The organism is Sphingomonas sp. P4_G3, from assembly GCF_056401105.1.
This window is the reverse complement of record NZ_JBFUJZ010000002.1, coordinates 294855-315756: the sequence shown is the minus strand read 5'-3', so window position 1 is coordinate 315756 and position 20902 is coordinate 294855. Positions and strand designations below refer to the sequence as shown.

Annotated in this window: 17 protein-coding genes; 3 read left to right on the top strand and 14 right to left on the bottom strand. The window is 64.6% G+C overall.

The features are described from left to right. The first annotated feature begins 17 nt into the window (after nt 1-17). Together AC1DQQ_RS07045 and AC1DQQ_RS07040 are read left to right on the top strand one after the other, a co-directional pair. Nucleotides 18-1295: a citrate synthase gene (locus AC1DQQ_RS07045; RefSeq protein ID WP_478029237.1), complete on the top strand. Its 1278-nt coding sequence runs from the start codon at nt 18-20 to the stop codon at nt 1293-1295. Next, nucleotides 1295-1480 (top strand): hypothetical protein, encoded by a 186-nt coding sequence (locus AC1DQQ_RS07040; protein ID WP_478041732.1) that lies wholly within the window; start codon nt 1295-1297, stop codon nt 1478-1480. The genes AC1DQQ_RS07045 and AC1DQQ_RS07040 overlap by 1 nt, the downstream gene beginning before the upstream one ends. 265 nt (nt 1481-1745) lie before the next feature. Here AC1DQQ_RS07040 and AC1DQQ_RS07035 read toward each other — a convergent pair whose 3' ends face one another. From AC1DQQ_RS07035 to AC1DQQ_RS07020, 4 genes are all read right to left on the bottom strand, one after another. Beyond that, on the bottom strand, nt 1746-3116 hold the full coding sequence (locus AC1DQQ_RS07035) for a PAS domain-containing sensor histidine kinase (protein WP_478041733.1): 1371 nt from the start codon (nt 3114-3116) through the stop codon (nt 1746-1748). After that, nucleotides 3113-4195, bottom strand: coding sequence for a DUF2336 domain-containing protein (locus AC1DQQ_RS07030; protein WP_478044693.1), 1083 nt, complete (start codon nt 4193-4195; stop codon nt 3113-3115). The genes AC1DQQ_RS07035 and AC1DQQ_RS07030 overlap by 4 nt, the downstream gene beginning before the upstream one ends. A gap of 66 nt (nt 4196-4261) precedes the next feature. Further along, nucleotides 4262-5440: a hypothetical protein gene (locus AC1DQQ_RS07025; RefSeq protein ID WP_478029241.1), complete on the bottom strand. Its 1179-nt coding sequence runs from the start codon at nt 5438-5440 to the stop codon at nt 4262-4264. Between the two features lie 76 nt (nt 5441-5516). Then, entirely contained in the window at nt 5517-5807 is a 291-nt protein-coding gene (locus AC1DQQ_RS07020) for an Hpt domain-containing protein (RefSeq protein WP_478029242.1), read from the bottom strand. A gap of 81 nt (nt 5808-5888) precedes the next feature. Here AC1DQQ_RS07020 and AC1DQQ_RS07015 point away from each other — a divergent pair, with 81 nt between their 5' ends. Next, nucleotides 5889-7685 carry a coiled-coil domain-containing protein gene (locus AC1DQQ_RS07015; protein ID WP_478029243.1) on the top strand — a complete coding sequence of 599 codons (1797 nt, stop codon included), beginning with the start codon at nt 5889-5891 and terminating at the stop codon, nt 7683-7685. Between the two features lie 85 nt (nt 7686-7770). On the opposite strand, the gene secD is transcribed toward AC1DQQ_RS07015, so the two are convergent. The 10 genes from secD to AC1DQQ_RS06965 form a co-directional block, all read right to left on the bottom strand. After that, nucleotides 7771-10269: a protein translocase subunit SecD gene (gene secD / locus AC1DQQ_RS07010; RefSeq protein ID WP_478044692.1), complete on the bottom strand. Its 2499-nt coding sequence runs from the start codon at nt 10267-10269 to the stop codon at nt 7771-7773. A gap of 861 nt (nt 10270-11130) precedes the next feature. After that, nucleotides 11131-11409 carry a DUF1467 family protein gene (locus tag AC1DQQ_RS07005; RefSeq protein WP_478029245.1) on the bottom strand — a complete coding sequence of 93 codons (279 nt, stop codon included), beginning with the start codon at nt 11407-11409 and terminating at the stop codon, nt 11131-11133. 9 nt (nt 11410-11418) lie between these two features. Further along, nucleotides 11419-13059 (bottom strand): ribonuclease J, encoded by a 1641-nt coding sequence (locus AC1DQQ_RS07000; protein ID WP_478029246.1) that lies wholly within the window; start codon nt 13057-13059, stop codon nt 11419-11421. 123 nt (nt 13060-13182) lie between these two features. Continuing rightward, nucleotides 13183-13959, bottom strand: coding sequence for a type III pantothenate kinase (locus AC1DQQ_RS06995; RefSeq protein ID WP_478029247.1), 777 nt, complete (start codon nt 13957-13959; stop codon nt 13183-13185). Nucleotides 13960-13985: 26 nt separating this feature from the next. Further along, nucleotides 13986-14681 (bottom strand): biotin--[acetyl-CoA-carboxylase] ligase, encoded by a 696-nt coding sequence (locus tag AC1DQQ_RS06990; RefSeq protein ID WP_478029530.1) that lies wholly within the window; start codon nt 14679-14681, stop codon nt 13986-13988. Nucleotides 14682-14701: 20 nt separating this feature from the next. Next, nucleotides 14702-16159 (bottom strand): NADH-quinone oxidoreductase subunit NuoN, encoded by a 1458-nt coding sequence (gene nuoN / locus AC1DQQ_RS06985; protein WP_478029248.1) that lies wholly within the window; start codon nt 16157-16159, stop codon nt 14702-14704. After that, nucleotides 16159-17676, bottom strand: coding sequence for an NADH-quinone oxidoreductase subunit M (locus AC1DQQ_RS06980; RefSeq protein ID WP_478044691.1), 1518 nt, complete (start codon nt 17674-17676; stop codon nt 16159-16161). Before AC1DQQ_RS06980 ends, nuoN begins: the two co-directional genes overlap by 1 nt. Then, complete coding sequence (nuoL, locus tag AC1DQQ_RS06975) at nt 17673-19709, bottom strand: NADH-quinone oxidoreductase subunit L (protein ID WP_478044690.1); 2037 nt, start codon at nt 19707-19709, stop codon at nt 17673-17675. The genes AC1DQQ_RS06980 and nuoL overlap by 4 nt, the downstream gene beginning before the upstream one ends. A gap of 166 nt (nt 19710-19875) precedes the next feature. Beyond that, nucleotides 19876-20181 (bottom strand): NADH-quinone oxidoreductase subunit NuoK, encoded by a 306-nt coding sequence (gene nuoK / locus AC1DQQ_RS06970; RefSeq protein ID WP_066592512.1) that lies wholly within the window; start codon nt 20179-20181, stop codon nt 19876-19878. Continuing rightward, nucleotides 20178-20789, bottom strand: a complete 612-nt coding sequence (locus AC1DQQ_RS06965) for an NADH-quinone oxidoreductase subunit J (protein ID WP_478041739.1) — start codon at nt 20787-20789, stop codon at nt 20178-20180. Before AC1DQQ_RS06965 ends, nuoK begins: the two co-directional genes overlap by 4 nt. Nucleotides 20790-20902: the final 113 nt, after the last annotated feature.

Genomic DNA, 20902 nt, shown 5'->3' with positions numbered 1-20902 from the left:
ATTCGAAGGAACGTTATATGGCCGACACGAACACCCTCAAGTTCGGGAATCACGACTATCCGGTGATGTCCGGTTCGGTCGGCCCCCAGGTGGTCGATATCCGCAAGCTGTACAGCGAAACGGGTATGTTCACTTATGACCCGGGCTTCACCTCGACTGCCAGCTGCGAATCGGCGCTGACCTATATCGACGGCGACGAGGGCATTTTGCTCCATCGCGGTTATCCGATCGGTCAGCTCGCCGAACAATCGAGCTTCATGGAAGTCAGCTACCTGCTGTTGAACGGCGAATTGCCGTCGAAGGACGAGCTCAACGAATTCACCCACACGATCACGCGCCACACCATGCTGCACGAGCAGCTCGCGACCTTCTATCGCGGGTTCCGCCGCGACGCGCATCCGATGGCGATCATGTGCGGGGTGGTCGGCGCGCTGTCGGCTTTCTATCACGATTCGACCGACATCAACGATCCGCACCAGCGGATGATCGCGTCGCACCGCCTGATCGCCAAGATGCCGACGATCGCGGCGATGGCGTACAAATACAGCGTCGGGCAGCCGTTCCTCTATCCCGATAACTCTTTGAGCTATACGGGTAATTTCCTGCGCATGACGTTCGGCGTGCCGGCCGAGCCCTATGAGGTGAACCCGATCGTCGAGCGCGCGCTCGACCGCATCTTCATCCTCCATGCCGATCACGAGCAGAATGCATCGACCTCGACCGTCCGCCTGGCCGGGTCATCGGGCGCCAATCCGTTCGCGTGCATCGCGGCCGGCATCGCCTGCCTGTGGGGTCCGGCGCATGGTGGTGCCAATGAGGCCGCGCTCAACATGTTGCGCGAGATCGGAACGCCCGATCGCATCCCGGAATTCATCGCCCGCGCGAAGGACAAGAACGACCCGTTCCGGCTGATGGGCTTCGGCCATCGCGTCTACAAGAATTACGACCCGCGCGCGACGGTGATGCAGAAGACGGTGCGGGAGGTGTTCGACGCGCTCAAGGTCAGCGATCCCGTGTTCGAGGTCGCGCTGCAGCTCGAGCATATGGCGCTCAACGATCCTTATTTCGTCGAGAAGAAGCTGTTCCCGAACGTCGATTTCTATTCGGGCGTTATCCTGTCGGCGATCGGTTTCCCGACGACGATGTTCACCGCGTTGTTCGCGCTCGCCCGCACCGTCGGCTGGGTCGCACAGTGGAACGAGATGATCAGCGATCCGGCGCAGAAGATCGGCCGTCCCCGCCAGCTCTACACCGGCCCGACGCAGCGCGATTATACCCCTATCGGCCAGCGCTGATGCGCTTGCTGCTCCAAGTCTTCGGTGCGCTGTGCATCGCGATGGGGCTGCTGTGGGTGGGCCAGGGCCTCGGCCTGGTCCACTGGCCGGCATCGAGCTTCATGCTCGACATGCGCATCTGGGCGCTCTGGGGGGCGCTGCTCGCGGCGGGTGGTATCGTGCTGGTATGGATCGGGCGGCGCTAGAATCGCGCCTGCTCAGTTCGTCCGCGAGAGCTGGTCGGTAAGAGTTCTCGCACAAAGACACCAAGGCACGAAGATTTGGTTCGCACAGAGGCGCAGAGGACGCTGAGGTGTATCGCACGGCCGCGTCAGCAGCCTTTCATTCCCCGGCAACGAGAAAGCGCGCTTTAGCGCCCATAATCTCCGCGCACTCTGCGCCTCTGCGCGAAATTACTCTTCCTTGCGCCTTTGTGGCTTCGTGCGAGCAAATCTTTCGCGCCTCCGCGCGCTAGGCACCAGCCCCAGGCAGGGTCAGCATGAAGCGCGCGCCCTGCCCCAGCGCCGAATCGACCGTCAGATCGCCGCCCATCGCGCGCGCCAGCCGCCGCGCGATATAGAGACCCAGCCCGCTCCCGCCCGGCTCACTGGGATCGACTCGTTCGAATTTTTCGAAGATGCGCGCCTGATCCTCGGGGGCGATACCCTTGCCCTGATCGGCGACGATGATCACCGCCGCGCCGCGATCGCGATGGGTGCGAATCCAGACCATGCCGCCATCGGGCGAATAGCGCACCGCATTGCCGATCAGATTGACCAGGATCTGCAACACGCGCTTGAACTCGCCGGTCGCGGGCGCGCGGTCGATGTCCTGCGGCGCGTCGATCTTGACGCCGCGTTCCGCCGCGCGGACGCCGAGCAAGCCGGCCGCGCGCCGCCCGATATCGGCGAGGTCGATCGGTTCCGCCGCTGGGGCGAAGTCGGGCCGCTCGACCGCCTGCAGATCGACCAGATCGTCGACCAGCCCGAGCAGATGCCGTCCGGCGCTGGCGATGTCCGACGCATAATCCGCATAATCGCGCCGGATCGGCCCCTCCGTCTGGGCATGGATGCTGTCGGCATTGGCGATGATGCGCCCGAGCGGCGTGCGCAATGCGCGATCGAGCCGCGCGCTGAACGCATCGAGCGGATCGCTGGCACGATCGTCCGCCGGTTGCGGCAGCTCGCGCGTTTCCACCCTGACCGCGCCGATATAGCCCGCGAACAGGCCCTCCGCGTTGAGCGTGGGATTAGCTGACAAGGTCACGGTTTGCCCGGTCGCGCGCACCGTCGCCGCCTGCCCCTCGAACGGCTGATGCACCGTCAGCACACCGAGCATCGGCATCGCGCCTTCGGCATCCATCTCCAGCGCGAACAAGGACGCGAGCGGTTTGCCGAGTGCGCTTTCAGGCGTCACCCCGAACCGCTCGGCCCCCGCGGCTACTGTCGTCAACCGCAAGGTCGCATCGGTTTCCCACCACCAATCGGCGCCTTGCAGCAACAGATCGCGGTCGCGCCGCGCCGGGTCCACCGGCGGTGTCCAAGGCGCGCGCAGCTTCCAGCCACTCAGCTCCAGGCGCACGCCGTCGTCGACCGGATCGGCGCGCACCCACAATTCGACCTCATCGGGTCCGTCGGCGACCAGCACGTGGCGCGCGACCGTGATCCCCAACCGCTGGGCCAGCCGCGCGAGCATGGCGACCTGCGGCACGGCGAACGGTTCCCCGAGGGCACCGCCGGCACGAATGTTGAGATCGCCGAGTCGCGGCCCGGCGTCTACCAGGCGGCCATCGCGATCGACGAAGCCGTGAACGGGCGGCAAGCCTGCGTCGACCGCGCTCATCGACGCTTCTCCAGATCTGCCATCGCCGTGCGAAAATCGGGATGGAGCCGGAGCGGCGCAAGCGCTCCACGCGCCTCGTCGGGCGTGACCGCAGCGATCGCTGCCAATTGATCGGCAAAGGCTTCGACGTCGCGGCGCGGGTCGGCTTCGCACAGGCTGAGACCGATCCGGGCGACCGTCGCCCGGTCGAGCCCGGCCCCGCGTAGCACCAGCCATAATTGCTCGCCGCCATCCAGCACGATCTGCCGCATCGTCGCATAGTCGATGCCCAGGGTATGCCCGAGCAATGCGATGACCAGCGCCACTCGCCGATCCCCCAGCGCATGCCTCAGCACCGTCGCCAGCTCCGCGGGTTGCGGATCGATCGTGGCGGCGAGTCGCATCGCCGCGCTTTCCAGACGGTCGCCTTCGTCATGGTCGGCGAGCGCATGCAACGCCGCCTCGACGATCATGCGATCTGCATTGCTCGGCCCCAATTGTTCGCGAATCGCCGCCGCTACCCACCAGACCAACCTGTGATGCAGCTCGGCCGGAAGTTCGGTCCGCTCCAGCCGATTGCTGTCGATCAGCCCGCGACGCCGGCTTTCGGCGGCCATCATGGTCAGCGCCGCATCCGCGACCCAGGCGTCGGCACTTCCGGCCAACCGCGCGAGCAGGCTGGCCGAGCCGATCTCATCGGGCGGCAAGGCAGGCAACAGGTCGACCAGCAGATCCTGCCGGGTCCGCGCGATCAATTCGCGCATCAGGTCGAAATCGCGCAGCAATCCGCTGCCGACCAGGCGGTCGAGCACCGACGCACCGCTGTCGATCCGCTGGATCAATGCCGGATCCACGCCGGCTAAGAGTGTGGCGGCGCGCTGGCGGAGATCGTGTTCGACCACCGCGACCATCGCGGTCAGCGTCGCCGCGAGCGCCGCGCGCGTCCGGTCGTCGAGCCGCGAATCGTCGGGAAGGAAGAAGTCGTCAATTGCCTCGGCCAGGCGGCGGTCGACATGACGCGCCGCTGCCGCCGCGCGCGCAAGCAGCGTGCTGGCGCTCGCACGGGCGCCATCGTCCCAATCGCCTTGGTCGATCGACATGATTTTGTTGTACGATTGTGTCGTTAAAGCGAGGTTAGCCAGAACTCACCGATTTCGCAGGCGGAATTAACCGCCGATACGCGAGCGTAAAGCTTCTACCGCGAAGCCGAGCGTGACCCCGGCATAGCTCGCGGCCGCCGCCAATCCCCAGACCGGATATCCGATCAGCACCGCCGGCAGCAGGATCAGCGGATAGGCAGCCGGGACTGCCCACCACCACGGTCTGGTCACCACTCCTGCCGCGCGTTCCGCCAGCGCTCCGGCCAGAACCGTCGTCAACGCGAGCAGCGGTGGCGTTGCGCTGGCGGCGAGAAACCCGACCCGCTGCCCCAACAGCAAGGTCGCCAATGCGACCGCCGCGGGCGTGCTCCAGCGCAATATCCTGCCGAGCGCCCGCTCGTCGCGCAGCCATGCCAGCACATCGGCGAGCGCGAGAAGCGCGAGGGCCAGCACGATCGCCGCCATGCCCGAGGCCGTCCAGCCGATCGCGATCGCGGCAAGTCCGCCGACGCCGAACACGCCGCCCACTCCCGCCAGCGCGACCGGAGGCACGCCGCGCGCAACCAACGGTGGCAGCGCCAGTTTGGCGAGCGGCGCGACCAGGAAGCGGTCGACCCAGTTCGTCCGGGTGCCGAGCGCCGCGACCAGCGCGGCCCGGCCCTTCGCCGCCAGTGCACGCGAATCGCGCTGGACGCCATGGCCCTCGCGCACCGCCGTTTCGGGCAATGGCAATTGCTCGGCGCCGCGTTGCGCGATCACCCGCAAGAGCGAAGAGGCGAAATCATAGTCCGCAGGCAACTTCACGACATCGGCGATGCGCTGGGGATCGATCGTGGCGATTCCCGCCCACACCGCGCTGGGACCGATCCGTTCGAGTTCGTCACCCGTCGAGGCCACCAGCAACGTGTCGCGATCGCGATCGCGCATCGCCTCGACCATGACGCTGGTCGTCATCAACCCATCCGCCAGCCACATCACGCGCGCAAGCGGATGCAACTTGGCGAGCACTTCGGCGGGGCCGCGCACCGCGTCGACCGCGATGCCGCGCCGGCCGAGGCGATTGATCGCGCCGAGCAATTCGGGAGTCAGGCGCGAAACGACGACGATGATCTGCGACGCCCCAGCGGCGATCAGCAGCCGCGCCTGGAATTCGATCAGCGTCACGCCCCCGACCGGCAGCGTCGCCGCCAGCGTATCGTGGCGATCGGACGCGTCGGCTGTGGCAAACAGGAGCCCGGCAAGCATCCGGGGCTGTTAAGCCTCGCACTCGGGTATCGCAAGGATCGTGATTGCCCGCCGGATTTGGCGGCGGGCCGTACGGCTAGAGCCGAGCCACCGCGCGCCGCAAAGTTCGCACGACATCGGCATTGCCGGGCGCGCTTGCCGCTTCGGACGCCAGGCTCATCAGGCGCACCGCGCCGAAACTCGCCGCCAGTCCCTTGAGACGCGCAGTCGCGAGGCGCCAGGCATCGTCGCTTTCGGCCGCCTGGATCGCGTCGATCGTCTTTTCCGCGCTGTCGACAAATGCTGCACGCAATTCGGCAATCAGCCCCGGTTCGTCACCGACTGCCGCAGCAAGGGTCGCATCGATTGCACCGGGATCATAAGCCATGACCCAACCTAGCCCTAAGGGCTTTAACGGAACGTTGCGCAATCGCTTTGAAATGGTCGGTTTTATGATAAACAAAGCGTCATGAACGGGGGGTCCAAGATCATCGACTTGCACGTCAGCGACGTTGAATACGCCGCGGCGGATGAGCCGTTGCAGCTGACCGAGCCTTACGAAGGCGAGGTTTTCGAGCAACCTGAGGAACTGGAGGAGCGGTCGGGAGCGACAAAGTGGCGCATCCTGGCTGGCCTGGCGTTCGTGTCGGCGGCAGCATGGATCGGCTTCTTCGCTTGGTATGCCTGGCCCGCCATGCAGGCTGCACCCTCGCCGACCGTGCTGGCCGAACTGGCTACCGGCCTGACCGCACCGTTGGCGCTGATCGCAATTCTCTGGCTGGTCGCGCGGCGTTCAAGCCGGATCGAAGCGCGCCGCTTCAACGACACGGCGCGATCGATGCGCGCCGAGGCAGAGCACCTCCAGGCCGTCATCGACGTCATGGCGCAGACGATCGACTCCAATCGCGAGAAGCTGGCCGACCAGGTCACGGTGATGATGGCGACCGCCAGCGCGGCGTCGGATCGCCTGAGCGAAGCGTCGTCAGTGCTCGACAGCCACTTTTCCAAGGCCGAGACCGATGCTGCCCGCATCGACAAGGCGGCCGCCAATCTGGAGGCCAATCTCCAGATCATGCTGGCGACGCTCCCCCACGCCCATGACCAGACCACGACGCTGGCTGGCCAGATCGAAACGATCGGCCTGACCGCAAGCGAGCGCGCGGCAGCGCTCGATGCCCAGGTCGTCGCACTCGGCGAACGTGCGCGCGAAGTCGACAGCCATACCAGCGGCGCGGCGGAACGCTTGTCCGCGCATATCGCGCGCATGGAAGCGACCAGCGAGACGGCGGGGACCCGGCTCGAACAAGTCACCAGCGCGATGTCCGAAGCGGTCGACGGCCTACTCGATCGCACCGCCAGCGCAGTGGATGAGGCGCGCAAGGGCATCGCCGCCCAGGGCGACGCCATGCTCGCGATGCTGTCCACCAATCAGGCCGCGCTCGATCGCACCGCCACCGACAGCACCACCGCGCTGGCCGATCGCATCGCCGGGATCGAAGCGGTGGCCAATCACGTTGCCGCGACTCTTGCCGCCGGACAGGAGCAGGTCGACGCGCTGACCCGATCGATCGATGACACCAGCGGCGCCGCGCATCGTTTCGCCGGAGAGGCGGCACCGCAATTGCTCGAAACGCTGATGCGCATCCGCGACACCGCCAATGCCGCCGCCGAGCATGCGCGCGAGGCGATGGCCCGAATCGCGCCCGACGCCGCCGACGCGCTGGAAGCGGCGGCATCGCAGGCCGTCGAGCGCGGCCTGGCAACAATCGCGCAAGCCACCGAGACAGCCGCGGCATCGGCGACCGACGCGTCGGACAAGCTCAACCGCCAGATGCTGGCGATCGCCGAGGCGTCGAGCCTGATCGAGGCGCGGCTGGCGGATACCGAGGAAGCGAACGGTTTCGCGCGACGCGTGTCGCTGTTGATCGAATCGCTCAACTCGGCAGCGATCGACCTCACCAGCATCTATTCGTCCGAAGTCCCCGATTCGTCCTGGATGGCCTATCTCAAGGGCAATCGCGGTGCGTTCGCGCGGCGCGCGGTCAAGCTGCTCGATGCCGGCGAGATGCGGGCGGTACTCGAGGCCTATGACAATGACGACACGGTGCGCGAGCAGGTCAATCGCTACATCCACGATTTCGAAGCAATGCTGCGTGGCATCCTGGCGCAACGCGACGGCGCGGCGATCGGCGTGACGTTGCTGTCGTCGGACATGGGCAAGCTGTACGTCGCGCTGGCCCAGGCGATCGAGCGACTGCGGACTTAAATCAGTCGCGGCCCCTTTCTGGGAGGGGAGACCCAGCACAGGCCTAGCCGGGAGCGGTACGGCTCCCGGCTGGCTCATTCTAAACCTACGTCGAGGCAGACGTGTTGCTGGTGTTCGGGCGCTTCGCCCACTTGTCTCGCTGTTCCGATAAAGTGAGCAGTAGCGGTGCGGCGATGAAGATGGACGAGCTTGTCGCCAGAAAAAGCCCGAACAGGAGCGTCATTGCGAATTGCTGGAGTGCTGGCCCGCCAAACACAGCCAATGGCGCCGTTGCCAGGAATAGCGCCAGCGACGTTCCGATCGTGCGGGACAGTGTCTCATTGATCGAGAGGTCAACGATCTCCCGAAGCGGCCTGTGCCGCATAGCGCGCATGTTCTCGCGGACCCGATCATAGACAACCACCTTGTCGTTGATCGAGAAGCCCATGATCGTCAGAATGGCCGCGATCGAGGTCATGTTGAACTCGAAGCCGGTTAGCGCGAAGAAGCCGATTGTCTTAGTAAGGTCCAAGAACATCGTCGCGACCGCGCCTAGTGCGAACGGCCATTCGAAGCGGACCGCAATATAGGCGAACATTGCGATTGCGGCGATGCCGAGCCCCCAGATGGCGCTGCTGAACAGCTCGTTTCCAATCGTGGCACCCACCACGTCAACCTTACGAACCTCGGCGCCCGGCGCAACTTGCCCGAGCATATGCTCGATTTTGGCGACCGCGGCGGCCTGCGCCTTGGGCCCTCCCTCTTGGCTTCCGAGGCGAAGAAGAACGTCATCGGGTCCGCCAAAGGACTGTACCTGGACCGGTCCAAGGCCCAGCCCACCGACTTGGCCACGCAACCTAGCTAAGTCAGCCTCGCCCGGCATCCTCGCCTCGACCGCGACGCCGCCGGAGAAGTCGATGCCCATCTTCAGCCCCGGCGAGATCGCGAGCGCGACAGACGCCAGGCTGATCACCGCCGACGCGATGAGCCCTGCATGGCGCGCGCGCATGAACGCAAAACGCGTCTTCCTTGGCAGAAAGTGGAGCCGCGTGCCCATCCTTAGCCGCTTCGGTCGCACTCGCTCGAGGTAGCGCGCGGTCAGGTACCGCACGAATACGAGCGCGGTGAACATCGAAACGAGGATACCGAGGCTGATGGTGATCGCGAACCCCTTGATCGCGCCCGCGCCCAGCCCGAGCAGGACAAGCATCTTGAGCAGTGTTGTCAGGTTCGCGTCGAGCACGGTCGTATAAGCACGCCGAAACCCGCCTTCGATCGAAGCGCGCGGGCTCTTGCCTTTCGCCAGTTCCTCGCGCGTGCGTTCGTTCACCAGAATGTTGGCGTCCACGGCCATGCCGAGCGCCAGCAACAGGCCAGCGATGCCAGGCAGCGTTAGAGTAGCGTTCATCAACGCCAAGCCGGCAATAGTGAGTGCGAGGTTGGCGATAAGCGCCGCCGCCGCGTACACGCCGAACCGACCATAGAGCGCGATTACAAAGCTGATCACGAGCGACAAGCCGACCACGATGGAGATAAGGCCCGCGTGGACTGCGTCCGCTCCCAGGCTGGCGCCCACCGATCGCTCCTCAATCACAGCGAGCGGTGCCGGCAGCGCGCCCGCACGGAGCAGCACTGCCAGGTCCTTGGCTCCTTCAGCGTCAAAGCCACCGCTGATTTGACCCCGTCCGCCGATAATAGGCTCTCGGATTACCGGCGCACTGATCACCTTATCGTCGAGCACGATCGCAAATGGCTCCCCGACGTGTCTGGTGCTGGTTCGGGCGAACTGGCGCGCGCCAACACCGTCGAGCGCGAAGTCGACCGCCCACCCGCCCGTCTGCTGGTCAGGGCGTGGTGTAGCGTCAACGAGGTTGGCACCGTCGACTTCGACATGGTTGAGAACAGGGACGGTAGCACCGGCATTGTCCATCATCGGAAGGCGGCGTACGCCGGCACTGGCGGCTTCCGCCCCGTTCGCTACCAGGCGGAACGTCATTTTCGCGGTCGAGCCGAGCAGCGTACGCAGGCGGCCGGGATTGCTGACCCCCGGCAGCTCTACGAGAATGCGGGCCACGCCCTGCTTCGCGACAACCGGTTCGTTGGTGCCCGTCTCGTCGATGCGACGGCGAATGATCGCGATCGCCTGTTCGACGGCCTTCGATAGGAGCGTTGCCTGGCCCGTGTCGGTGTAAGAGACGGCGAGGCCGCCAGGCACATTGGCAAGTTGGAGCGCGGGGCGGCCTGCAGAGTCGGTGCCAAACTCAGCCACGGTGTCGGCCAGCGCTCTGGCACCGGTGTCCGGTGTGGCGAGGTCAATCAAGACGCGGCCGCCTGTCACCTTGGTGCTTGCCACAACGCCGGCTTTCTTGAGCGCCGCGGCGGCCTGTTCGCGGACGCTCTCGAGCCTCTCGTTGATCAGAGCGGCGCGGTCGAGTTCGAGAAGCATGTAGGATCCGCCCTGGAGGTCCAGGCCGAGGTTTACATGAGGTTGCGGGTACCAGGCTGGCAGGCGGCCAGCAGGAGTAAAGCTGGGGATGCTGAGCAAAATGCCAATAAGGCAAATGCACAGGATTACCCCCGCCTTCAGACGGGAGAAATGTAGCATTGTCGATCCTCGTTTGCAGTCGTGAAGAGACAGGCGCGCAAGCACGGGCGCACCTTCAGGCTGCGCATCTCAGGCGCAGCGAGGCTGCTTCAGACTAACGGAGGGCCGGTAGCGGGGTGAGCGCGGACTGAGCGCTTCGCGAAGCCTAGTACGGCGAGCGGAACGGGGGAGAGGCGCGACGGCTCTGGGTTGCCGGGACGCGCCAGCTCGGCCGGCGGTAGCGCGCTCCCCCCGCCCTGGTGCGGGTCGGAACGATCGGCTTCCTCATTGGGGGCAAGCGCACGGTCACTGAGCGTGAAAGGTCTCGCCGCGGCCTCGCGAACGGCGAGACCCTGCCCATGTCCGTGCGCCGAGCTTGGTCCGCCGAGCGCGCCCAAGCTCAGCAACGCCGCGAACAGCGTTTGCAGAACGGCCAGGACGACGGACGGCGAGATCAGATTTGGGCACCCCTGCACGTGCGCTGACGTGAGTCGCGGCGCACACTCGTCCGGAAAAATTGAAGCCTATAGCCGCATTTCAACGAGAACAAGGCGAAGGTCGCAAGCCTCCTGATTGCGGACATGAGCTTAGGGTCCGCAACCGCCCAAGCCGTTCCAACTAGCATGAGCGTAGCACGGCTGCCGAATTAAAGGGCTTACGGCAAGCAATTCTGGCTTTTGCGCTGACGGCGGTTCGCGGGTTCAGCTTTCCCGAAACGTATTCCCAATTGCCCTTTCCAGAAATTTCCGTTCGAAGATAGAAAGGCGGGAAAGTTCGCGCTGAACGAATGGCTGCGTCCCCATTGCTCGGTTTGCTCACCTGAACGTCGGGAAATGGGGCGCTTGCCGACGGACCGCTATTTCATGAGCCTAAGGCCTTAGCTCAGCTCATTCTGTTCGACGGATTGACGAAGTCGAGCATGTCCGGCGTGACCCAGCCGTAGATGTAATTGAGCACGAACAGCGCCCACAGGATTGTCGCCACGATCGTGACGCGCAACGCGAGGCGCTTGATGCTGAATTCGTGCGGCGCGCTTTCGGCCTGACCGGGGACGTAGTCGCCGCCGGCCTCCTGCGTGGTGCGCACCCCGAACGGCAAGACGAGGAACACCGAAAACGCCCAGAACAGGAAATAGATCGCGAGCAGCGAGGTCCAACGCATATCAGATCCTTACGCCTCGATCACCAGAACATCGACGACCGGCTTCTTGCCGGTCCAACGCGTCGCCACGCGGCGGACGCCGAGACGGAGACTTTCGCGCAATGTCGGCAGGTCGCCGCGATGCTTTTTCACCACTTCAGCGGCGGCATCGATCGCCTCGTCGATGAACGCCTCGCGATCCTCTTCGACGGGAATGCCCTGCAGCCCGACTCGTGGCACGCCGATCAAGCGATTCCTGCCGTCGATTGCGACCGCGACCGACATCTGGCCATAGGTCGCGACGCGGCGGCGCTCGTTCATCGTCGCGCCGTCGGCGGGCAGAATGACATCGCCGTCGAGCATCAGCCGGCCGACCGTGGCATGACCCAGCTTTTCGGGCTTGCCGGGCGCGAGGCGAACGATGTCGCCGTCGCTCTGGACCAGCGCCTGCGGGATGCCCTTGGACAGGCCGAACCGCGCCTGCTCCATCATATGGCGCATCTCGCCATGGACGGGCACGAGCAATTGCGGACGGATCCAGCCGTACATCGCCTCGAGCTCCGGGCGTCCCGGATGGCCGGAGACATGGACATGCTCCTGCCGCTCGGTGACCATTTCGACGCCAGCAGCGGCGAGCTGGTTCTGGATGCGGCCGATCGCGAGTTCGTTGCCCGGGATCTGCTTGGACGAGAAGACGACGGTGTCGCCCGCGACGAGCTTGATCGGGTGGTTGCCGTCGGCGATGCGGCCGAGCGCGGCGCGCGGTTCGCCTTGCCCGCCGGTCGCCACCACCAGAACATCGCGGCCGGGCAGCGCCATCGCGGCTTCGGGCGAGATCGGATCGGGGAAACTCTTGAGATAACCGTTAGCGCGCGCCACGGTCAGGATGCGGTCGAGCGAGCGGCCCTGGACGCAAATCTTGCGCCTCGTCGCCTTGGCCACTTCGCCTAAAGTCTGGAGGCGCGCGGCGTTCGACGCAAAGGTTGTGACGACCACCCTGCCCCTCGCCTTCTTGACCGCGTCGATCAGCCCGTCGCGCACGCTTGATTCGGTACCCGACGCCTGCGGGTTGAAGACATTGGTCGAATCGCAGACGAGCGCGAGCACGCCCTCGTCGCCAACCGCAGCAAGCTGTTCGGGAGTAGACGGCCTGCCGAGCACCGCATCGCTGCTGTCGAGCTTCCAGTCGCCGGTGTGGAATATCTTGCCGTATGGCGTCTCGATCAGCAGCGCGCTTGCTTCGGGGATCGAATGCGCGAGCGGGACGAAGCGGAACTTGAACGGCCCGATCTCGACCACCTTGTTCGGATCCACCACGTTGAGCTCGACGCGGTCCTGGACGCCTTCTTCCTCGAGCTTGCCGCGGATCAGCCCGGCGGTGAACTTGCTGGCAAAGAGCGGCGCGCCGAGATCGTCGGCGAGATAGGGCAGAGCACCGATATGATCCTCATGCCCGTGCGTCAGCACGACGCCGACCAGGTTGGCGCGCTGTTCCTCGATGAACTGGAGATCGGGCAGAATGATCTCGACGCCCGGATAAGCGGGGTCGGCGAAGGTCACCCCCATGTCGACCATCAGCCATTTGCCCTGACAACCATAGAGGTTGACGTTCATGCCGATTTCGCCCGATCCGCCGAGCGCGACGAAGAGCAGTTCCTTACCTGGTGTCACTTCAATTCCTAATCGTTATTCATTCTAGTCATCCCAGCGAAAGCCGGGATCTCAAGCCTTGTCGCGCCTTCGCCTAAGATCCCGGCCTTCGCCGGGATGACGGATAAGATCGCAAGGTGACGGCTATCGCTGCGCCCGTTCCCACATCATCGCTAGCCCCTGGATGGTCAGATCAGGCTCGATTACGTCGAACACATTGGTATGCTGCTCGAACAGCAGCGCGAGCCCACCTGTCGCGATCACCTTGGCCGGGCGGCCGATCTCCGCCTTCATCCGCGCGACCAGCCCTTCGATCATCGCGATATAGCCCCAATAGATGCCGATATTCATCTGGCTGACGGTATCGCGTCCGATCACGGTCGGATCGGCCGGCGCCTCGATCGCGATCCGCGGCAGCTTGGCGGCGGCGCTGACCAGCGCATCGAGCGACAGATTGATACCCGGTGCGATGATCCCGCCCTTGTACGCGCCGCGAAAATCGATCCAGTCGATCGTGCTGGCGGTGCCGAAATCGATCACGATCAGATCGCCTTCATGCAGCGCATGCGCCGCGATGGCGTTGACCGCGCGGTCGGCGCCCAGGCTCTGCGGCTCCTGCACGTCGATCGCCATACCCCATTCGACCGGTTTCTGCCCGGCGATCAGTGCATCGGTCTTGAAATATTTCTCCGCCAGCCATTGCAGATTATGCGTCGCGCGCGGCACCACGGTCGAGATGATCACGCCGTCGACCTGGCTGCGGTCATAGCCTTCGATGCTCAGCAACTGGGTCAGCCACACGGCATATTCGTCGGCGGTACGGCGGGGGTCGGTGGCGATGCGCCATCGGCCTTTCACCTCGCGGCCATCGAGCAGCGCGAAAACGACATTGGTGTTGCCGGCGTCAATCGCGAGCAGCATGGAATTCAAGCTCCCATCCGGAGAAATCACAGCAGGAACACGTCCGCCGCGTGAATGACACGCCGCGTGCCGTCCGCCAAGCGAAGGATGAGCGCGCCGTCAGGATCGAGACCGTCGAACAGCCCATCGATCGCCTCGCCGTCGGGCAAACGAACGTTGAGCGGCGTGCCGGTCGGATGCGCGTGGGCAACCCAACGGCGACGGATCATGTCAATCCCCTGCCCGCGCCAGCATTCGACCCAACGCGCGAACGCCTCGGCCAGCGTCTCGATAAAGTCTTCCGGTGCGACGGCGGCATTATGAGCAGCGAGGCTGGTTGCGCGGCGATCGGTATCGGTCGGGTAATGCGCCAGATTGACTCCGATCCCGACCACCACGGCATCGACCGCGCGCTCGAGCAGGATGCCCGACACTTTGGCGCCATGGATCAACAGATCGTTGGGCCATTTGAGCAGCGCCACGCCGGGAGCGTAAGCCGAAACGGTTTCTTCGAGAGCGACTGCCGCGACCAAAGTGAGCGTTGCGGTCGGCGGATCGCTCGGGCGGACGCGGACCAGCGTGCTCGCATAGAGATTGCCTGGCGGTGAGATCCAGGACCGACCCATCCGCCCGCGCCCGCCTGTCTGGCGCTCGGCACGCAGCCACACACCCTCTTCCAAGCCGGACGCCGCCAGCGCGATCATGTCGGCGTTGGTCGAGCCGGTTCCCGCCACGGTGCGGATACGGCCGCTTGTATCGGCGATCAGAACAGCGCCTTCGCCGCCGCCATCGTCGCGACACCGAGCGGCTTGAGCGCGAACCAGCCAACCGGCGAGATGAACAGCGCCAGTAGCGTGATCAGACCATATTCGACCAGCGCGTTGCTGCGCTGGAAGGCCGGCGCCGGGCTGTCGAAATACATCACCTTGATGATCCGCAGGTAATAATAGGCGCCGATCACGGAGGCGACGAAGCCGACAACCGCCAGCGGGTACAGGCCCGCGCTTATAGCGGCATTGAACACCGCCAACTTGGCGAAGAAGCCGAGCATCGGCGGAATACCTGCGAGGGAGAACATGAAGACCAACATGGCGAAGGCTAGGCCGGGATGGGATTCCGACATGCCCGCCAGACTATCGATCGTCTCGACCGGATTGCCTTCCGCATCGCGCATCTGGAGCACGATCAGGAATCCGCCAAGCGTCATAGCGATATAGACTGTCAGGTAGAACAGCACCGCCGCCACGCCGGCCTGCGTTCCCGCCGCCAAGCCAACAAGCAGGAAGCCGACATTGTTGATCGACGAATAAGCCAACAGACGCTTGACGTTCTTCTGGCCGATCGCGGCAACCGCGCCGAAGATGATCGAGGCAAGGCTGGCGAAGATCACGATCTGGCGCCATTCGCCGATCGCCGGCCCCATCGCCTCGATCGCGACGCGTACGCCGAGCGCCACCGCGGCAACCTTGGGCGCCGAGGCGAAGAAGGTCGTCACCGGCGTCGGCGCGCCTTCATAAACGTCCGGCGTCCACATGTGGAACGGCACCGCCGACATCTTGAACGCCAGGCCGGCGAACACGAATACCAGGCCGAAGGTCAGCCCGAAATGATGCTGGCCGGGGACGATAGCGGCGTAGCTCCGGGCGATGTCAGTGAAGAGCGTCGTGCCCGAAAAGCCATAGACCAGGCTGATCCCGTACAGCAGGATGCCCGAGGCGAGCGCGCCCAGCACGAAATACTTCAGGCCGGCTTCGGCCGAACGCTGGTCGCGGCGCATGAAGCTGGCGAGGACATAAGCCGCAAGGCTCTGTAGCTCGAGCCCGACATAGAGTGTCAGCAGATCGCCCGCCGACACCATCATCCCCATGCCCGCCGCCGACAACAGGATCAGCACCGGATATTCGGGATGCAGGCTGTCGCCGTCGCCGCGCGCGAAGAAGCGCGGCGCGATCACGATCGAGACGGCGGCGGCGACGTAGATCAGCACCTTGGCGAACGCGGCAAAGGCATCGGCACGATACAGGCCGTCGAACACGACACCAGCATAGGAAGCCGGCCCGGCAAGCGCGATGCCCGCGCCGAGCAGCACCGCCACCGCGGTCCAGCTGACCGCGCGGGTCGAGCCCTGCCCGCCCCAGGCGGCGACCAGCATCAGCGCCAGCGCGCCGACCGACAGGACCAATTCGGGAAGCGTCGCCTGAAGCGAAGCGATCCAATCCATTACGCGTGGCCCTCCCCGGCCTTGACCTGAGGATTTGTGGGCGGCGTCGGCCGAGCATCGCCGGCCGGCCTGGCGCGATCGATCCGCTGGAGCAGAATCTTCACGTCGCTGCGCATCGGCGCGAGGAAGCTCTCGGGATAGACGCCCATCCACAGCACCGCCGCGGCGATCGGCACCAACAGTGTGAGTTCGCGTGGGCTGAGATCGGTCATCGCCCGGACGTCATCGAACTTGATCTCGCCGAACACGACGCGGCGATAGAGGTACAGCATGTAGGCCGCGCCCAGGATGATGCCGGTGGTGCACAGCAAGGTGATCGTCGTCGACACCTTATAGACGCCGACCAGGCTGAGGAATTCGCCGACGAAGTTGCTGGTGCCTGGCAAGCCGACCGACGCCATGGTGAACACCATGAACAGCACCGCATAGCGCGGCATGTTGTTGGCGAGACCGCCATAGCGCGCGATCTCGCGGGTATGCAGCCGGTCGTAGATCACGCCGACGCACAGGAACAACGCGCCCGACACCAGGCCATGGCCCAGCATCACCATCATTCCGCCCTCGATCCCCTGCTGGTTGAAGGCGAACAGGCCGATCGTCACGATCGCCATGTGCGCGACCGACGAATAAGCGATCAGCTTCTTCATGTCGGATTGCACCAAAGCGACCAGCGAGGTGTAGATCACCGCCACCGCCGACAGACCGAACACCAGCCAGGTCAACGAAGCCGACGCTTCCGGGAACATCGGCACCGAAAAGCGCAGGAAGCCGTACCCGCCGAGCTTCAGCAGCACGCCGGCCAGGATCACCGACCCCGCGGTCGGCGCCTGGACGTGCGCGTCGGGAAGCCAGGTATGGACCGGCCACATCGGCATCTTGACTGCGAACGACGCGAAGAACGCCAGCCACAGCCAGGTCTGCGCATGGACTGGGAAATCATGGTTGAGCAGCAACGGGATGCTGGTCGTGTGCGCCTCGTTCACCATCCACAGCATCGCCACCAGCATCAGCAACGAGCCGAGCAACGTGTAGAGGAAGAATTTGTACGCCGCGTAGATGCGGTTGGCGCCGCCCCAGATACCGATGATCAGGAACATCGGGATCAGGCCACCTTCGAAGAAGATGTAGAACAGGAACAGATCCTGCGCCGCGAAGGTGCCGATCATCAACACTTCGGTCAGCAGCATCGCCGCCATATATTCGGGCACGCGCTTCTGGATCGCTTCCCAGCTGGCGCCGATGCAGATCGGCATCAGGAACACCGACAGCTCGATCAGCAGCAAGGCGAAACCGTCGATACCGAGCGACCAGCTGAAGCTGCCGAACAGCGGCACGTTCTCGACGAACTGCCATTGCGGGCCGCCGATCTGGAACTGGCTCCACAGTACCGCGCCGAGCACGAGGTCGAGCAACGTCGCGATCAGCGCCAGCCAGCGCGCGCCGTTGGCGCTCAGGAACAGGCACGCCACCGCCGCGAGGGCGGGAATGGCGAGCATCAGGGACAGGATGCCGCTCATTGCGCGATCGCCCAGGTAACGGCGGCGGTCAGGCCGATCAGCATGACGAAGGCATAAGTGTAGACATATCCGGTTTGCAGGCGGCCGGTGACGCGGCTGCCGAGCGATACCACCCAGGCCGAGCCGTTGGGCCCGAAGCGGTCGATCAGGCCCTCGTCGCCAGCCTTCCAGAACAGGCGGCCGAACGCGAAGGCGGGACGGACGAACAGGAGGTCGTAGAGCTCGTCGAAATACCATTTGTTGTAGACGAAGTCGTACAGCAGCCGGAACGTGCTCGTGAAGCGAGCCGGGATGTCGGTCCGCCAGATATAGGCCATCCAGGCGCCGAGCAGGCCGAGCAGCATCACGATCGTCGCCGACAGCTTCACCCACACGGGCACCTCGTGCGCCGAATGGTAGAGATGCTCGTTGAACGCGATCGCGCCGCGCCAGAAGCGCTCGCCCGAGTCCGGCTCGATGAACCAGCTGTGGAAGACGAATCCCGCCAGCACCGCTCCGGTCGCCAGCAGGATCAGCGGGATCAGCATCGACCACGGGCTCTCGTGCGGATGATAGCCGCCGGTGCCGTCGCCATGCGCATGGTCGTGATGATCATCATGGGCATGGGCGTCGTGGCCGTGGCCGTCATGCAACGAATGCTGGATATGCTCCGACTGCGCCCAGCGCGGCGTGCCCCAGAAGGTCAGGAACATCAGCCGCCACGAATAGAAGCTGGTCAGCAATGCCGCGAGGATACCGACCCAGAAGGCGCCGGTGCCGCGGCCCGAGGCATAAGCGAGCTCGAGGATGCCGTCCTTCGAATGGAAGCCGGCGAACCCGATCTGCGGCAGGCCGAGCACGCCCGGAATACCGACGCCGGTGATCGCCAGCGTGCCGATCAGCATCACCCAGAAGGTGACCGGGATCTGCTTCCGCAAGCCACCATAGAAACGCATGTCCTGCTCGTGGTGCATCGCATGGATCACCGAGCCGGCGCCGAGGAACAGTAACGCCTTGAAGAAAGCGTGCGTGAACAGATGGAACATCGCCGCGCCATACGCACCGCTACCGGCCGCGAAGAACATGTAGCCGAGCTGCGAACAGGTCGAATAAGCGATGACGCGCTTGATGTCGTTCTGGCACGTACCGATCGTCGCGGCGAAGATGCAGGTCGCGGCGCCGATGAACACCACGAAGTCGAGCGCGACCTCGCTGGTCTCGAACATCGGCGACAGGCGGCAAACCATGAACACGCCGGCGGTCACCATCGTCGCAGCGTGGATCAGCGCCGACACCGGGGTCGGCCCCTCCATCGCGTCGGGCAACCAGGTGTGCAGGCCGAGCTGCGCCGATTTCCCCATCGCGCCGACGAACAGACACAGGCACAGCACCGTCATCGTGTCGAAGCGATAGCCGAGGAAGCCGATCGTCGAGCCTGCCATGTGCGGCGCGGCGCTGAGTATCTCGGGAATCGAGACGGTACCGAACACCAGGAACGTGCCGAAGATGCCGAGCATGAAGCCCAGGTCGCCGACGCGGTTGACGACGAACGCCTTGATCGCGGCGGCGTTGGCGCTCGGCTTCTTGAACCAGAATCCGATCAGCAGATAGCTGGCAAGACCGACGCCTTCCCAGCCGAAGAACATCTGGACCAAATTGTTAGCGGTCACCAGCATCAGCATCGCGAAGGTGAACAGCGACAGATAGGCGAAGAACCGCGGCTGATCCGGATCCTCGTCCATATACCCCCAGGAATAGAGGTGGACGAGCGCCGAGACGCTGGTGATCACCACCAGCATCACCGCGGTCAGCGCGTCGACGCGCAGTGCCCAGGAGACGTCGAGATCACCCGACTTCATCCAGGTGAACACCTGGGTTACCGGATAGGGATCGCCGCCGGTCAGATAATGGATGAAGATCGGCCAGCTGAGCGCGCACGACGCGAACAACGCGCCGGTCGTCAGCACCTTGGCCGGCACATTGCCGATCGCGCGATTGCCGAGCCCGGCAATGATGGCAGCCAGTAGCGGCAGGAAAACGATGAGCTGGATCATGATGCGACACCCGTCACCCCAGCGAAAGAGCGATGGGTCGGCCCGTCCCCCGGACGGGCCTTGAGCATGCGAGGCATGCTCAACCCTTCGCTGGTCTCAAGCGGCAAGAGCATGCCAGACAACAAGGAGATGCCAGCTTTCGCTGGCATGACGGAATAGATCACCATCACCCCTTCATCCGGTTGGCATCGTCGACCGCAATGGTCCCGCGCCCGCGGAAATAGATCACCAGAATGGCAAGCCCGATCGCTGCCTCGCCGGCGGCGACGGTCAGCACGAACATCGCGAATACCTGGCCGACCAGATCGTGCAGATAGGCCGAAAAGGCGACGAAATTGAGATTCACCGCGAGCAGGATGAGCTCGATCGACATCAGCATGATGATCAGATTCTTGCGGTTGGCGATCAAGCCGAGCACGCCCATCCCGAACAGGATCGCGGCGACGACCAGATAATGCGTCAGGCCGATCACAATTCCACCCCCTGGCCGACCGGCGGCTGCATGTTGCGCGTCGCGTCCTGCGGCCGGCGCGCGACCTGGCGGCTGATCTTCTGGCCCTTGACCCCGCCACGCGTGCGGTGCGTCAGCACGATCGCGCCGATCATCGCGACCAGCAGCACCAGCCCGGCGGCTTCGAACACGAACAGATAATGCGAATAGAGCAAATGCCCGATCGCTTCGATATTGGGGACCTTGTCCGGCGTCGGCGCGATACGCCGATCGAGTTCCAGCCCGCCGGCTGACCACCCCAGCAGGGCGACGACGACCTCTGCCGCGAGCAGAATCGCGAAAGCCAACCCGATCAAGGCATAGCGGACGAACCCGGCGCGCATCTCGGCGAAATCGATGTCGAGCATCATCACCACGAACAGGAACAGCACCGCGACCGCGCCGACATAGACGATGATCAGCAGCATCGCGATGAACTCGGCGCCGCACAACAGCATCAGCCCGGCAGCGTTGAAGAACGCCATGATCAGCCACAGCACCGAATGAACCGGGTTGCGCGACGTGATCGTCATGAACCCGGAGATCAGCACCACCGCGGCGAAGAGGTAAAAGGCGATTGCCTGGATCATTACTGCACCGACACCCCAGCGAAAGCTGGGGTCTTGTGCAGGATCGCGGGACAAGAGCCGCTTGAGATCCCAGCTTTCGCTGGGATGACGGAAAGGGGGTGAATCATGGTGCG